17 protein-coding genes are annotated in these 13,414 nt (G+C 72.4%); 9 read left to right on the top strand and 8 right to left on the bottom strand.

Annotated features, from left to right (window positions below):
* The first annotated feature begins 12 nt into the window (after window positions 1-12).
* Complete coding sequence (locus QA802_RS33840; protein WP_334530848.1) at window positions 13-1,272, top strand: VWA domain-containing protein; 1,260 nt, start codon at window positions 13-15, stop codon at window positions 1,270-1,272.
* Entirely contained in the window at window positions 1,272-2,099 is an 828-nt protein-coding gene (locus QA802_RS33835; protein WP_334530845.1) for a hypothetical protein, read from the top strand. Before QA802_RS33840 ends, QA802_RS33835 begins: the two co-directional genes overlap by 1 nt.
* 116 nt (window positions 2,100-2,215) lie before the next feature.
* On the opposite strand, the gene QA802_RS33830 is transcribed toward QA802_RS33835, so the two are convergent.
* Window positions 2,216-2,854: a winged helix-turn-helix transcriptional regulator gene (locus QA802_RS33830; RefSeq protein WP_334530842.1), complete on the bottom strand. Its 639-nt coding sequence runs from the start codon at window positions 2,852-2,854 to the stop codon at window positions 2,216-2,218.
* Window positions 2,855-2,940: 86 nt separating this feature from the next.
* On the opposite strand from QA802_RS33830, the gene QA802_RS33825 reads away from it, so the two are divergent.
* The 4 genes from QA802_RS33825 (at window position 2,941) to QA802_RS33810 (ending at window position 6,289) form a co-directional block, all read left to right on the top strand.
* Window positions 2,941-4,149 (top strand): pyridoxal phosphate-dependent aminotransferase, encoded by a 1,209-nt coding sequence (locus QA802_RS33825; RefSeq protein WP_334530839.1) that lies wholly within the window; start codon window positions 2,941-2,943, stop codon window positions 4,147-4,149.
* 284 nt (window positions 4,150-4,433) lie between these two features.
* Window positions 4,434-5,033, top strand: a complete 600-nt coding sequence (locus QA802_RS33820; RefSeq protein ID WP_334530836.1) for a histidine phosphatase family protein — start codon at window positions 4,434-4,436, stop codon at window positions 5,031-5,033.
* A gap of 83 nt (window positions 5,034-5,116) precedes the next feature.
* Entirely contained in the window at window positions 5,117-5,788 is a 672-nt protein-coding gene (locus QA802_RS33815; protein ID WP_334530833.1) for a hypothetical protein, read from the top strand.
* Window positions 5,789-5,866: 78 nt separating this feature from the next.
* A complete protein-coding gene (locus QA802_RS33810) occupies window positions 5,867-6,289 on the top strand; it encodes an acyl-CoA thioesterase (protein ID WP_319168675.1) in 423 nt (140 codons plus the stop codon).
* Window positions 6,290-6,366: 77 nt separating this feature from the next.
* On the opposite strand, the gene QA802_RS33805 is transcribed toward QA802_RS33810, so the two are convergent.
* The gene (locus QA802_RS33805) at window positions 6,367-6,756 is read right to left on the bottom strand and encodes a Rossmann-fold NAD(P)-binding domain-containing protein (RefSeq protein ID WP_334530830.1); all 390 of its coding nucleotides are present in this window, start codon (window positions 6,754-6,756) and stop codon (window positions 6,367-6,369) included.
* Between QA802_RS33805 and QA802_RS33800 the strand changes: the two genes are divergently transcribed.
* Together QA802_RS33800 and QA802_RS33795 are read left to right on the top strand one after the other, a co-directional pair.
* Window positions 6,755-7,285: an AraC family transcriptional regulator gene (locus tag QA802_RS33800; RefSeq protein ID WP_443042213.1), complete on the top strand. Its 531-nt coding sequence runs from the start codon at window positions 6,755-6,757 to the stop codon at window positions 7,283-7,285. The two genes, QA802_RS33805 and QA802_RS33800, sit on opposite strands and share 2 nt — an antisense overlap.
* A 44-nt stretch (window positions 7,286-7,329) precedes the next feature.
* Entirely contained in the window at window positions 7,330-7,932 is a 603-nt protein-coding gene (locus tag QA802_RS33795) for a 3'-5' exonuclease (protein WP_334530827.1), read from the top strand.
* 167 nt (window positions 7,933-8,099) lie between these two features.
* On the opposite strand, the gene QA802_RS33790 is transcribed toward QA802_RS33795, so the two are convergent.
* The 6 genes from QA802_RS33790 to QA802_RS33765 form a co-directional block, all read right to left on the bottom strand.
* Window positions 8,100-9,479 carry an 8-oxoguanine deaminase gene (locus tag QA802_RS33790; RefSeq protein ID WP_334530824.1) on the bottom strand — a complete coding sequence of 460 codons (1,380 nt, stop codon included), beginning with the start codon at window positions 9,477-9,479 and terminating at the stop codon, window positions 8,100-8,102.
* Between the two features lie 100 nt (window positions 9,480-9,579).
* Window positions 9,580-10,527, bottom strand: coding sequence for a factor-independent urate hydroxylase (pucL, locus tag QA802_RS33785; RefSeq protein WP_334530821.1), 948 nt, complete (start codon window positions 10,525-10,527; stop codon window positions 9,580-9,582).
* A gap of 5 nt (window positions 10,528-10,532) precedes the next feature.
* Window positions 10,533-10,931 (bottom strand): hydroxyisourate hydrolase, encoded by a 399-nt coding sequence (gene uraH, locus QA802_RS33780; protein WP_334530818.1) that lies wholly within the window; start codon window positions 10,929-10,931, stop codon window positions 10,533-10,535.
* 8 nt (window positions 10,932-10,939) lie between these two features.
* Window positions 10,940-11,449, bottom strand: coding sequence for a 2-oxo-4-hydroxy-4-carboxy-5-ureidoimidazoline decarboxylase (uraD, locus tag QA802_RS33775; RefSeq protein WP_319168680.1), 510 nt, complete (start codon window positions 11,447-11,449; stop codon window positions 10,940-10,942).
* A 111-nt stretch (window positions 11,450-11,560) separates the two neighbouring features.
* The gene (locus QA802_RS33770; protein WP_334530813.1) at window positions 11,561-11,929 is read right to left on the bottom strand and encodes a helix-turn-helix domain-containing protein; all 369 of its coding nucleotides are present in this window, start codon (window positions 11,927-11,929) and stop codon (window positions 11,561-11,563) included.
* Window positions 11,926-12,207 (bottom strand): hypothetical protein, encoded by a 282-nt coding sequence (locus QA802_RS33765; RefSeq protein ID WP_334530810.1) that lies wholly within the window; start codon window positions 12,205-12,207, stop codon window positions 11,926-11,928. Before QA802_RS33765 ends, QA802_RS33770 begins: the two co-directional genes overlap by 4 nt.
* Window positions 12,208-12,471: 264 nt before the next feature.
* Between QA802_RS33765 and QA802_RS33760 the strand changes: the two genes are divergently transcribed.
* Entirely contained in the window at window positions 12,472-13,311 is an 840-nt protein-coding gene (locus tag QA802_RS33760; protein ID WP_334530807.1) for a TIM barrel protein, read from the top strand.
* Window positions 13,312-13,414: the final 103 nt, after the last annotated feature.

The following is a 13,414-nucleotide window of genomic DNA, read 5'->3' as shown; positions in this document are numbered from 1 at the left end:
TAGGATCCGCCGATGATCAGAACACAACGGCTGGCGGCGGGCGTCTGCGCCCTGCTCGCCGCGCTCGCGGCCGGGATCGCGTTCCCGGCCGGGGCGACAGCCGACGAGACCACCGCCGCCGCACCCAAGGTCGACCTGGTCCTCGACGTCAGCGGTTCGATGCGGACGAAGGACATGGACGGCGGGACGCGGATGGCCGCGGCCAAGCAGGCGTTCAACGAGGTGCTGGACGCGACCCCGGAGAACGTCCTCCTCGGCATCCGCACCCTCGGCGCCGACTACCCGGGCGACGACCGCAAGACGGGCTGCAAGGACACCGCGCAGCTCTACCCGGTCGGCCCGCTGGACCGGACGGAGGCGAAGACGGCGGTGGCGACGCTGTCGCCGACCGGCTGGACGCCGATCGGTCCCGCCCTGCTGAAGGCGGCCGAGGACCTCGAGGGCGGCACCGGCTCCAAGCGCATCGTGCTGATCAGCGACGGCGAGGACACCTGTCCTCCGCTCGACCCGTGCGAGGTCGCCCGCGAGATCGCCGCCAAGGGCATCGGCCTGACCATCGACACCCTCGGCCTGGTGCCGAACGTCAAGATGCGCCAGCAGCTCAGCTGCATCGCGGAGGCGACCGGCGGCACCTACACCTCGGTGGAGCACACCGACGAACTCACCGACCGGGTGAACCAGTTGGTCGACCGGGCCGCGGACCCCGTGGTCACTCCGGTGGCCGTCCAGGGCGCGGACTCCTGCGCCAAGGCGCCCACGCTGAAGTCGGGTCTGTACACCGACCGCGAGGAGTTCGGCCGGGAGCGCTGGTACCGGGTCGACGTCGAGCCGGGCAAGGAGCTGCGCGCCTCGGTGAGCGTGTCGGCGGACCGGGCCGTGAACCCCGACTACGGGGTGCTGCTGCGGGCGGTCACCGTGCACGGCCGGGAGATCGTGCGCGGTGAGGCCGCGGGCATCGGCCGGACCGACGTCATCTCGACGGGTCTGCGCTATCCGAAGGCGGAGAGCGACGACGACGCTCCGGCCGAGACGGTGTGCGTCCAGGTGACCCATTCCTACTCGGCGGCGGCCGGCGTGAAGACCACGCCGGGCATGCCGCTGGAGCTGACCGTGGACGTCGTCGACGGCCCGTCGCAGGCGAGCGACGTGGCCGCCTTCGGTCTCGGCCGGGGCTGGTGGCTGCTGGGCGTCCTGGTGCTGGTCGGCTTCCTCGCGGGTGTGCTGTGGGGCTGGGCGTCTCGCTGGCGGGTCGCGATCTGGAGGACCAACTGATGCGTATCACCCGTGTGTTGAGCAGCGTCCTGCTGGTCCTCGGGCCGGTGGCGGGACTGGCGCTCGGCCCCGCGACCGGGCCGGCCGCGGCCGACTCCACGCCGTCGGCGAGTCCGTCGGCAGGCGGCTCCGCGCCGACCGAGGCGGGCACCTCGTTCCGTACGGCGACGGAGATCGAACAGGGTCAGACGGCGACGGCGAACGGTTCCGCGGGCGACTACCTGTACTGGTCGTTCCCGGCGGACACCGGTCAACGCCCCACCGTCAAGGCGACGGTGAAGCTGCCCGGGACCCATGCGGCGCAGACCTGGCAGGTCGACGTGTACGACGGTCTGCGGCGCCGTCAGGCCTGCCAGTACGGCGCGCAGACGCGGACCGCGGCGGCGGGCGCGAGCTCCGTCGAACTGGCCTGCGTGCTGCGCACGGTGCGCGCCTGGTCGGAGCCGTGGGCCGACGACCCGCTGCCGGGCACGTACTACGTCCGGCTCACCGCCCTCGGGCTGAGGACGGCCGACCTGGGTCTGCCCGTCGGCACGGAACTGCGGGTGGACTCCAAGGACATCGGGGGTTCCGCGGCCGTCGACGGTTCACTGGCCGAGCCGCTCGTTCCGGGCACCGCGGTCACCTCCGAGGCGAAGAAGGACGACTCGTCGGCCTCGGCGGTGCTGTCGAGCATCGAGCCGGACGACGGCTGGGCGTCCGGCTGGTGGTCCGACCGGTGGGTGTGGACCGCGGCCGGCGCGGCGCTCGCCGCCCTCGCCGGGATCGGCGGATACACCCTGACCCGCGGCTCGGGACGACCACGGCACGTGCCGCCGGGCGCCTGACGCCCGCCGTCTGACGCCTGACGCCCGCCGTCTGACGCCTGACGCCTTACCTCTGACGCCTCCCCCGCAGGGTTCACTACACGCAGGGCCCACCGCACGGCGCGGTGGGCCCTGTCTCATGCCGTCCGCAGCGCCTTCGCCGGCGCGCCCTCGCCGGTCACCTCGATCCGGCCGGCGCGCACCGCGTCCGGCACGCCCAGCTCCCCCCGGGCGACGGCCGCGGCGGTGCCGGCGTCCAGCGCGAGCAGGGCGCCGGGCTCCCGGGGGGCGCGGCCGTCGCCGTAGACCGGCCCGTCGGCCTCCCCGACGTGGAGGTGGAACGCGCCCTCCTCCAACCGCACTTCGACCAGCCCCTCGTCCACCCCGGCGTGCCGCAGGCCGCGCAGCAGCGGCAGCGCGAACCAGTGGGCGCGCAGGGCGTCGGTGGGCCGCCGCTCGCCCAGCTCGCCCTCCCCCCACGCCCCCAGGGCCTGCAGCACCGGCAGCAACTCCACGCCGCGGCCGGTGAGTTCGTAGACGTACGCCGCTCCCGGCGGGGGCATCCTGCGCCGGGTGGCGAGTCCGTCCCGCTCCATGTCCTTCAGCCGTGAGGCGAGCACGTCCGTGCTGACGCCCGGCAGGTCGGCGTGCAGGTCCGTGTACCGGCGCGGGCCGGCGAGCAACTCCCGGACGATCAGCAGGGTCCAGCGGTCGCCGACGACGTCGAGGGCGCGCGCGGCGGAACAGTACTGGTCGTAGCTTCGGCGAGGTGACATGGCACGCAGTCTAGACATGTCGTTGGACTTTCCAAGCGAGAACTTGGTAAAACCAAGCAACACATCAACCGGAGGGGCGAGCGCGCATGGAGTTCCGGCAGTCGAACAAGTTGAGCGAGGTCTGCTACGAGATCCGTGGCCCGGTCATCGAGCACGCGGACGCCCTGGAGGCGGCGGGCCACAGCGTGCTGCGCCTGAACACCGGCAACCCCGCCCTCTTCGGGTTCGAGGCGCCGGAGGAGATCCTCCAGGACATGATCCGGATGCTGCCGCAGGCGCACGGCTACACCGACTCACGCGGTGTCCTGTCGGCCCGCCGCGCGGTGGCGGGGCGCTACCAGACGCTGGGCCTGGAGGTCGGCGTCGACGACGTCTTCCTCGGCAACGGCATCTCCGAGCTGATCTCCATGGCCGTACAGGCGCTGGTGGAGGACGGCGACGAGATCCTCATCCCGGCCCCCGACTTCCCCCTCTGGACGGCCGTCACCACGCTCGCCGGCGGCAAGGCGGTCCACTACCTCTGCGACGAACAGGCCGACTGGTACCCGGACCTGGACGACATGGCGTCGAAGATCACCGACCGCACCAAGGCCGTCGTCATCATCAATCCCAACAACCCCACCGGCGCGGTCTACCCGAAGGAGATCCTCGAGGGCATCCTCGGCCTCGCCCGCCGGCACGGCCTGATGGTCTTCGCCGACGAGATCTACGACCGGATCCTGTACGACGACGCCGAGCACCACTCGGTCGCCGCTCTCGCCCCCGACCTGGTCGTGCTGACGTTCTGCGGGCTGTCGAAGACGTACCGGGTGGCCGGCTTCCGGTCGGGCTGGCTGGTGGTCACCGGCCCGAAACAGCACGCCAGAAACTATCTGGAGGGCCTGACCATGCTGGCCTCCATGCGGCTGTGCGCCAACGCGCCCGCCCAGTACGCCATCCAGGCCGCGCTCGGCGGCCGCCAGTCCATCCACGAGCTGACCGCGCCCGGCGGCCGCCTGCACGAACAGCGCACGGTGGCCTGGGAGAAGCTCAACGAGATCCCCGGCGTGTCCTGCGTCAAGCCGAAGGGGTCGCTGTACGCGTTCCCCCGTCTGGACCCCAAGGTGCACAAGATCCACGACGACGAGAAGTTCGTCCTGGACCTGCTGCTGCGGGAGAAGATCCAGGTCGTCCAGGGCACCGGCTTCAACTGGCCGGCCCCCGACCACTTCCGCATCCTCACCCTCCCCCACGCCGACGATCTGGAGGCCGCCATCGGCCGGATCGGACGCTTCCTGAGCGGATACCGGCAGTAGGACGGCGGCGCAGGACGGCGCCGGCCGCCCGCGTGACGGGACCGCACCCGGAGCCTGCCCTCCGCACGACGGGACCGCACCCGGAGCCTGCCCTCCGCACGACGGGACCGCACCCGGAGCCTGGCGTCCGCACGACGGGACCGCACCCGGAGCCTGGCGTCCGCACGACGGGCTCGCTCCCGGGGCCTGCCGTCCCGGTCGGGCCGCGGCGGACCGGCCATGCCGTCCGTTCCGGTGACCCCTCGTCTTCGGCATGATCCACGGCAGGGCCTAGCCTGAAGGGCATGGCTGATCTCTTCCTCGTCCGGCACGGCGAGACCTCCTGGTCGCGTTCGGGACGGCACACCGGGTCGACAGACGTCCCGCTCACCGACCGGGGCCGCGCCCAGGCGCGTGCGCTCGCGCCCCTCATCCGTTCGCATCGGATCGGCGCCGCGTTCGTCAGCCCTCTGCAGCGGGCGCGGGAGACGGCCGAGCTGATCGGGCTGCAGGACGTCAGAGTCGACGCCGACCTGCGCGAATGGGACTACGGCGGCTACGAGGGCGTCACCACGGTCGAGATCCAGCGCACCCGGCCCGACTGGTTCCTCTTCACCGACGGGGTCGCGCCGGGCCCGCCCGACCGCCCCGGGGAGACGGCCGAGCAGGTCGGGGAGCGGGCCGACCGGGTGCTGGCCCAGGTCGACGCGGCCCACGCCGACAGCGAGGGCTGCGTGGTGCTCGTGGCGCACGGTCACTTCCTGCGCGTCCTGACCGCCCGCCGGCTCGGCCTGCCCGCCTCGGACGGCGCGCTGTTCCAACTGGCGACGGGGACGCTGTGCCGGCTGGGCACCGAGCACGGACGCCCGGTGATCGCCGCCTGGAATGTCAGACCTCCGTCGTAGCCTCGGACGCACCGGGTGAGACGCGGGGAGACACACGGGGACGCAAGGGGGACCCGTCGCCGGTCGCCGGGAGGGAGTACGCCGTGACACGACCGCCGACCGCCGCGCAGCGGCGGGTGATCGACGCCGCCGAGCCGGTCACCGGGCGGCTGCGGGGCACGCAGGCGCAGCTGGCGGCGCTGGTGCGGCACGGGCTCGCGTTCCGGCACCCGCGGCCGCCGAACGACCACTTCCTCACCCCGGCGGGTCACCGCGTCCGGGAGGCCGTGCCCGAGCCGACGGCGGCCCTCCCGCCGGACGGGGAGGGCGGCGCGAACGCGGACGGCGGCGCGCAGGCGAACGGCGGCGGGGAGGTGTTCGCCGCGCGCGTCGGCGGCGAGGCGGATGCCGGGCCGACAGGCCCCGCCCGCGTCCGTGAGGTGCACAGCGCCTGGCAGGGACTGCTGGAGCTGCGCCGGATGACCAACGCGGACGGCGGCACGGACCGTCCCTGCGGCTGGGAGCGCGCACATCTGGTGCGGGCGGCCGCGCTGGCCCTGGAGGCGGCCGGCCACCGCCCCGCCGGCCCGCGGGGAAGCGACGGCTACCGGGTGCGGGCCACCCCGCAGCCGGAAGCGGTCGCCGTGCACGGGCCCGACGACGCGACGCTGCGCGCCTGCGCGACGACACTGGAAGAGGCGGGCTGGCAGGTCGGCGAGCACACCGATCCCCGGTCGAGAGCGCGCTATCTGCTGGCTTCCCCCCGCCGGATGTGAGGGACATGCCAAGATCGGTGCTCTGTGCATCGATGAACGAACAGGGCATCGCATGCTCGTCGACGAGAAGGGGAAGCAGTGAGCGAGCCGTTTTCCGTCCGGGTCACCGTCCGCGGATACGAGACCGACGTACAGGGACACCTCAACCAGAGCGTGTACATCAACTACGCGGAGCACGCTCGCTGGTCGTTGCTGCAGGCGGCGGGCATCAGCCAGGCCGGCCTGATCGGCAAGGGCGTGGGCCCGGTCGCCCTGGAGACCACCATCCGCTACCGGCGTGAACTGCTCGCCGGGGACGAGGTCGACGTGTCCTGCGCCTTCGAGTGGGGCGGCGGCAAGACGTTCCGGATCCAGCAGACCATCACCAGGGCGGACGGCACGGTCGCCGCCGAACTGAGCGCCGTCGGCGGCCTGCTGGACCTGCAGAAGCGCCGGATGGTGGCGAACCCGCAGGACTACTTCAAGGAACTGGCCACCGAACCGGCCCTGTTCGGACTCTAGGGTCCGCGGCCCCCGCGGCTCCGCGGTCTTCCGCGGAGCCCGCCGGTCCCCGAAGGGGCGCCCGCAGCCCCGCCCCGTCAGCGCGCCCCGAACGCCTCCCGGTGATCCCGCGCCCACGCGCGGTACGTCCGCGCCGGCCGTCCCAGCAGCAGGGGCACGTCCTCGGTGACGACCGCGTTGCCTCCCCGCCGGACGTACGAAGAACCCGTCGCGACGCCGTCGGCGACGGCCTCGTCCCGCCAGCGGTCCAGGACGAACGCGCGCACCTCGTCCGGCGCGAGGTCACGGGTCGTCACCGGCCGTCCCAGAAGTTCGGCGAGCACGGCGGCCTGACCGGGCACGCTGATCGTCTCGGGCCCGGTCAGCGTGTACGTCCGGCCCGCCCGGCGCTCGTCGAGGAGGGCGGCGGCGGCCGCCTCGGCGACGTCGCGCGGATCGACGACCCCCTGGAGTCCGTCACCGCTCATGTTCGGCACCGGCTCCCCCGCCCGGACGGCCTCCGCCCAGCTCAGCGTGTTCGAGGCGAAGGAGGAGGGCCCGGCCCCGGCCGCCCGCCGCCTGGTCCGCGAACTGACCGTCGGGGGACCGCAGGACATCACCGCCCGCCTCGCCGACCTGCTGCCGCCGCACGTGGACGGCCCGCGCGAACGCCTGTTGCGGGCCGCCGTCGACGCCCTGTCCACCCACCCGGACCGCGCTCCCGCCGCCGTACGCGACGTCGCGCGCCAACTCGCCGTGAGTGAACGCCAGTTGCGCAACCTCTTCGCCGTCGGCGTCGGAGTCTCCCCCAAGCACTACGCCCGCATCGACCGCGTCCGTCACCTCCTCACGCACGCGGCCTCCGCCCCGTGGGCGCAACTCGCCGCCGACGCCGGTTACTACGACCAGTCGCACATGACCGCCGACTTCCGCAGCCTGATGGGCGTCCCGCCGACGGCGTTCTTCACCGGCCGGCTGCCCCGGGCCACGCCCTGCCGGGCGCCGCGGCGGCCCTGAATCCGGATGCCGGATGCAGGCCCGGCCTGCGATGATCCGGCTCCATGACCGCACGAAGAGTGAAACCCAGTCTCTACATCTCGGTGGACGTCGAGGCGGACGGACCGATCCCGGGGCCGTACTCGCTGCTGAGCCTGGGCGCCGCGGTAGCGGGCCGGCAGGACGCCGACGGGTTCACCGCGGCCGACCCCGCACGTCAGACCTTCTACCGTGAACTGCGGCCGATCAGCGACCGGTTCGTTCCCGAGGCGCTCGCCGTGAGCGGACTCGACCGTGCCCGCCTGCTCCGGGAGGGTCGGGACCCCGCGCCGGCGCTCGCCGAGTTCAGCCGGTGGGTGCGGGAGGTCGGCGAGGGCACGCAGCCGGTGATGTGCGGCTACCCGGCCTCGTACGACTGGACGTTCCTGTACTGGTACCTGATCCGCTTCACCGGGGAGAGTCCGTTCGGGCATTCCGGCTGCCTCGACATGAAGACGCTGTACGCCGTCAAGGCGGGGGTGCCGCTGCGGGCGGTGGCCAAGCGGACGATGCCGGCCGCGCTGCTGCCCCGGCGCCCCCACACGCATCACGCGCTGGACGACGCGGTCGAGCAGGCCGAGCTTTTCGCGAACCTCATGGCGTGGCAGGGGCCCGGGTCTTCCGGGTGACCCCCCGCCCGGGAGCCGGTGCGGGCCCTCGACAGGAAGCCGGTGCAGGCCCCAGCCCGGGACGAGGACGGCTCGAGGACGGCTCGCGGACCGTTCCGGGGCCGCCGCCACGCGGGTGCACGGCATCCGGCCGAGGGCCGTCCCCCTCTACCGGAGTCTTCGGCAGGTCAGCCCTGCGCGGTGATCCGTGCCAGCCGCCGGGCCTCTTCGCGGGTCGAGCGGGCGACGGCGTCCTCGTCGACGGTCGACAGCCGTCCGTTCTCGACGATCTGACGGCCGTTCACGAAGGAGGCGGTGACCGGGGCCGCCGCGCCGAAGACCAGCGCGGTCACCGGGTCGGCGATGGAGGCGTGCGCGAGGGTGTCCAGCTTCCACAGGACCAGGTCGGCGAGCTTGCCCGGCTCCAGCGAGCCGATCTGTGCCGCACGGCCCAGCACCTGGGCCCCGCCGAAGGTGCCGAGGCGCAGCGCCTGACGGGCGTTCAGCGCGGCCTCGCGGTGCGCTCCGAGACGGTTGATCAACAGGGCGTTGCGCAGTTCGGTGTGCAGTTCGCCGGACTCGTTGGACGCCGTGCCGTCGACGCCGAGGCCCACCGGGACGCCGGCCGCCAGCATGTCGGGGACGCGGGCGATGCCGGCCGCCAGCCGTGCGTTGGACGACGGACAGTGGGCGACGCCCGTCCCGGTGCGGGCGAAGGCGTCGATGTCGGAGTCGTTCATGTGGACGCAGTGCGCCATCCACACATCCTCGCCGAGCCAGCCGGTGGACTCGAAGTAGTCGGTCGGGCCCATCCCGAACAGCTCGTGACAGAACTTCTCCTCCTCGACCGTCTCCGAGCCGTGGGTGTGCAGCCGCACGCCCAGCCGACGGGCCAACTCGGCTCCCTGGCGCATCAGTTCGGTGGAGACGGAGAAGGGCGAACACGGGGCGACGGCGACCTGGGTCATCGCGTCGAAGGAGGCGTCGTGGTGCCGGGCGATCGTCTCCTCGGTGGCGGCGAGGGCGCCGTCCAGCGTCTCCACCGCGAAGTCCGGGGGCAGGCCTCCGTCCTTCTCGCTGCGGTCCATGGAGCCGCGGGCGAGGGTGAACCGGACGCCCGTCTCCCGAGCCGCGCCGATGATCGCGCCGGACAGGTCACCGGTCCCCTGCGGGAAGACGTAGTGGTGGTCCATGGCGGTGGTGACGCCGCCGCGGGCCATCATCGCCAGGGAGCCCTCGGCGGCCGCGCGGACCATCCGCTCGTCGATGCGCGCCCACGTCGGGTACAGCGCGACGAGCCAGTCGAAGAGGTTGTGGTCGGTGGCCAGGCCCCGGGTGATCCACTGGTAGAAGTGGTGGTGGGTGTTGACCAGGCCGGGCGTGACCAGATGCCCGGCCGCGTCGATGCGGCGTACGACGTTCTCCAGGCCCTCGGGGGCCCGGCCCGCGCCGACCGACTCTATGCGGTTGCCGGCGAGGACGACATGGCCGTCCGCGTACTCGGTGTCCTCGGCGTCTACGGTCGCGATCGCGGCGCTCTCGATGACGATGCGCTGGACTGCTGCCATGGTGGTTCGTCCTTGCTCGCTGGGCGGTCAGAGGCTGGTGAGGGACCGTCAGAGACGGTGAGACCGTCAGAGGTTGCTGCACTTCAGAGGTTGCTGCACCTCAGAGGTCGGTGAGGTCCGCCGGTATCCTCGCCGCACAGCCGTCCCGCAGGACGGTGGCCTCGATCAGGCCGTAGGGGCGGTCGGCCGCGAAGTACACCTCGTTGTCGTTCTCCAGCCCGAACGGCTGCAGATCGACGAGGAAGTGGTGCTTGTTCGGGAGCGAGAAGCGGACCTCGTCGATCTCGTCGCTCCGGTCGATGATCCGCGAGCCCATCTCGTACAGGGTCTGCTGGAGGGACAGCGAGTACGTCTCGGCGAAGGCCTGCAGCATGTGCTTGCGCACCTGCTCGTAGGACGTCTCCCAGTCCGGCGCCGGCTGCTCGTCGTCCGACCAGCGAAAGCGCCAGCGGGCGGAGACCTGGGTGGCCAGGATGCGGTCGTGTGCCTCGGGGAGCGTCGTGTACCTGTCCTTGACGAACCCCCAGAACTCGGAGTCGGTCGTGTTCATCACGACCAGGTCCTTGAGCCCGGAGACGACCTCCCACGACGACCCGTCGTAGGTGATCTGGGCGAGCCGGGTCTCCTGGCCCTTGCGGACGAACGAGTGCTTGGCGTCGTCCGCGCCGGAAGGCCGGGGAGCGGTGCCGGAGGTGTCGATCCGCTCCCAGGCGTACTCCTCGACGCGGATCCGGGCCTTCCTGATGGGTTCCTGCGAGGTCACGAAGTGACGGGCGAGATGGATGCCGAACTCCTCTGCGGACTCGATGCCGTGCTCCTTGGCGAACGCGTACACCGTGTTCTTGGTGGTGTCGGTCGGCAGCACGTTGGCGTTCGAGCCGGAGTAGTGGACCTCGTCCATGTCGCCGCTCAGCGCCACGGAGACGTTGAGGTCCTTGATGTGGTGGGTGGCGCCGTCCCGCGTGATCTTCACGACCCGGTTCTCGGCCTTGCCGTACTGGTTCTGTCCCAGAAGCACGGGGCGGCCCGGGCGGGGGTGGTCTGCCATGTCTGCTAGCTCCCTCGGTATACGGAGTAGCCGAACGGGTTGAGCAGCAGCGGCACGTGGTAGTGCTCGCCCGGCACGACGGCGAACGTGATCGCCACCTCCGGGAAGAACACCGCGGGAGCGCCGCTGTCCCGATGCGCGGGGGCGTCCTGCTGCGGATCGGCCAGGTTGTTCTCGAAGTACGGCTCCACGGCGAAGTCGAGCCGTACGTGGGCGGTCCCTTCCGGCAGCGCCGGCAGGTCCCTGCACCGTCCGTCCGCGTCGGTCGCGGAACCGCCGAGCGCCTGCCAGTCGGCGTCCCGGCCCGGGCGGGCGAGGAGACGGACGGCGACGCCCTCGGCGGGGCGGCCCGCGGAGGTGTCCAGGATGTGGGTGGACACCGAGGCGGTGGTGCTGGTGCTCATGGCGGGTCTCAGTCCTCTTCGACGAGTCGGGCGAGGCGGATGCGGTTGATCCTGCCCAGTTCGGTGCGGACGATCTCGCGCTCCCGCTCCGGCGCGTTGCCGAGGCGCTCCCTCACCGCGTCGCGCATCTGCTCGCCGGTGCGGCCGGTGGCGCAGATCAGGAAGACATGACCGAACTTCTCCTGGTAGGCCAGGTTGAGTTCGAGCATCTGCGCCCTGAGCTCCTCGGAGGCGCCGGCCATGCCGCGTTGTTCGCGGGCCGACGTCGCGTCACCCGGCCGGGGGCGGCCGATCGGCGGGTGCCCGGCCATCGCCTCCGCGAGGTCGGCGGCGGTCAGGTCGGCCATGGCCGCGTCGCTCACCGCGTAGAGGTCGTCGGCGGCGGGGTAGGGACGGGCCGCGAGCAGTCGGTCCGCCCACGCCGCCGAGGCGCACACCTCGACGAGCGCGACGCGGGCCGCGGACTCCTCGAGACCGTTGAACCGGGCCAGGCCCGGGGGCGGTGAAGTCGACGTCACGGAAACCTCCGTGGCCGCGGACAGCGGCCTTCGTGCTTGAGCGGGCTGTCGCCAGCTAACGCCCCCGACGACATCACGTCAACACTTTGTTGAAAATTTCGGCCGGGCCGCTCAGGCGCCCTTCTCCCGGTTGAGGTAGTTGTAGACGGTGAAGCGACTCACCCCGAGCGCGCTCGCCACCGTCTCCACGCCGTGCCGCACGGAGAACGCGCCGCGCGCCTCGAGTATCCGCACGACCTCCTGTTTGGCCTTGCGGTCCAGGTCGGCGAGCGGCTTGCCGGTCCTGCGCTCCATGGCGGCCAGGATGTGATCGAGGGAGTCGGCGAGCTGGGGCAGACGCACGGCGACGGCCTCGACGCCCTGCCAGGTCAGCACGACGTCCTCGACACCGGCCTCGTCCGGCGGGAGCATCTCACCGCCGATCGCGTCGACCAGCGGCTTCACGGCCGCGATGAAGGCGTCGTCGCCGGCGGCGCTCACCGGCCCGCCCCGACGGTGGTGCCGGTCGCGTCCGGAGCGTCCCCGATGACGTTGACCTGCAGCGAGATCCGGGTGGCGCCCGCGCCGAGGGACGTGCGCAGCAGGTCGCCCACCGCGGCGAGCACCGCGTCGGCGGCGCCTTCCACGGTGTTGCCGAAGGGGCCGACGTCCACCGCGTCCAGGGCGGCCGCCTCGATCACCGCGCGGGCGGCCAGCGCGTGCGCCGGCGCCTCGTCGAGATCGAAGGGCTCGGTGGTGAACTCCACTTTCAGTCGCATCGCGCCCTCACACCTCTGTGAACCGGACCGGGCCGACGGCGCCCGGACCCCGACCCTAACGGACCCGGCCGACACCCACCCCGGAGTCCGGCAGGCGCCCGGCGGCCGACCGCCGAAGGGAGCGCCGCCGACCTACGCCAGGGCGGGCTCCCGCACTCCTCCACCCCCTTGACAAGTCCCGTCGACCGGCGGCAATCTTCCAAGAAACAGAAATAATCTTCCGCATTATGGAAATCCTCGACACGGAAGGGAGCGCGGAACCCCATGGGCTTCGAAGACCAGCGCTTCAACGTCAACCTGTCGATCCTCTTCACGGAACTCCCGCTCCTGGAGCGCCCCGCGGCCGCCGCCGCGGCCGGCTTCGCCGCGGTCGAGCTGTGGTGGCCCTGGATCGACTCCCCCACCCCCGGGCGGTCCGGGCTCGACGCGCTCAGGACAGCGATCGAGGACGCGGGCGTGCGGCTCACGGGCCTCAACTTCTACGCCGGACGGCTCCCGGGCCCGGACCGCGGCGCACTGTCGGTCCCCGGCGCGGAATCGGAGCGGTTCCGCGCCAACGTCGACGTGGCCGCCGACTTCGCCGGCTCCCTCGGCTGCACGGCGCTCAACGCGCTCTACGGCAACCGCGTCGACGGCGTGGACCCCGCCGAGCAGGACGCGCTCGCGCTGGAGAACCTGGTGCTCGCGGCCCGGGCGGCCCACCGGATCGGCGCGATCCTGCTGATCGAGGCGCTGAACAGGCCCGAGTCGCCGCGCTACCCCCTGGTGAGCGCATCGGCCGCGGTCGGCGTCGTCGACAAGGTCAACGAGGCGAGCGGACTCGCCAACGCGAGGTTCCTGATGGACCTCTACCACCTGTCCATGAACGGCGAGGACCTGCCGTCGGTGATCGACCGGTACGCCTCGGCGACGGGTCATGTGCAGATCGCCGACGATCCGGGCCGCGGCGCGCCGGGCACGGGATCGCTCCCGCTGGAGGAGCTCCTCGGCCGGCTGCGCGAGGCCGGTTACGACGGCCGGGTCGGCCTCGAGTACAAGCCGGGCGACAGGCCGAGCTCCGAGGCCTTCGCGTGGCTCCCGCGCGCAGCGCGCCGACCGTCCTGACCTCGCGAATCCCGCAATGTCGGGATACTCGCCAACCCCGCAACCCCGCATCCCCGCCAACCTCGCATCCCCGCCAACCTCGCACAGCAGGCAGAGAGGCACC

It is taken from the genome of Streptomyces sp. B21-105 (genome assembly GCF_036898465.1).
Classification (GTDB): domain Bacteria; phylum Actinomycetota; class Actinomycetes; order Streptomycetales; family Streptomycetaceae; genus Streptomyces.
The sequence above is the reverse complement of the archived record's forward strand: the minus strand, read 5'-3'. Positions and strand labels throughout refer to the sequence as shown.

Excerpts from the sequence above, each read along its gene's own strand:
- QA802_RS33820 (WP_334530836.1), top strand. The coding sequence starts at position 4,434 with ATGGCTGATCTCTTCCTCGTCCGGCACGGCGAGACCTCCTGGTCGCGT.
- uraH (WP_334530818.1), bottom strand. The coding sequence starts at position 10,931 with ATGAGCACCAGCACCACCGCCTCGGTGTCCACCCACATCCTGGACACC.
- QA802_RS33805 (WP_334530830.1), bottom strand. The coding sequence starts at position 6,756 with ATGAGCGGTGACGGACTCCAGGGGGTCGTCGATCCGCGCGACGTCGCC.
- QA802_RS33830 (WP_334530842.1), bottom strand. The coding sequence starts at position 2,854 with ATGTCACCTCGCCGAAGCTACGACCAGTACTGTTCCGCCGCGCGCGCC.
- pucL (WP_334530821.1), bottom strand. The coding sequence starts at position 10,527 with ATGGCAGACCACCCCCGCCCGGGCCGCCCCGTGCTTCTGGGACAGAAC.
- QA802_RS33840 (WP_334530848.1), top strand. The coding sequence starts at position 13 with ATGATCAGAACACAACGGCTGGCGGCGGGCGTCTGCGCCCTGCTCGCC.
- QA802_RS33765 (WP_334530810.1), bottom strand. The coding sequence starts at position 12,207 with ATGCGACTGAAAGTGGAGTTCACCACCGAGCCCTTCGATCTCGACGAG.
- QA802_RS33825 (WP_334530839.1), top strand. The coding sequence starts at position 2,941 with ATGGAGTTCCGGCAGTCGAACAAGTTGAGCGAGGTCTGCTACGAGATC.
- QA802_RS33800 (WP_443042213.1), top strand. The coding sequence starts at position 6,755 with ATGTTCGGCACCGGCTCCCCCGCCCGGACGGCCTCCGCCCAGCTCAGC.
- QA802_RS33835 (WP_334530845.1), top strand. The coding sequence starts at position 1,272 with ATGCGTATCACCCGTGTGTTGAGCAGCGTCCTGCTGGTCCTCGGGCCG.
- QA802_RS33760 (WP_334530807.1), top strand. The coding sequence starts at position 12,472 with ATGGGCTTCGAAGACCAGCGCTTCAACGTCAACCTGTCGATCCTCTTC.
- QA802_RS33795 (WP_334530827.1), top strand. The coding sequence starts at position 7,330 with ATGACCGCACGAAGAGTGAAACCCAGTCTCTACATCTCGGTGGACGTC.
- QA802_RS33790 (WP_334530824.1), bottom strand. The coding sequence starts at position 9,479 with ATGGCAGCAGTCCAGCGCATCGTCATCGAGAGCGCCGCGATCGCGACC.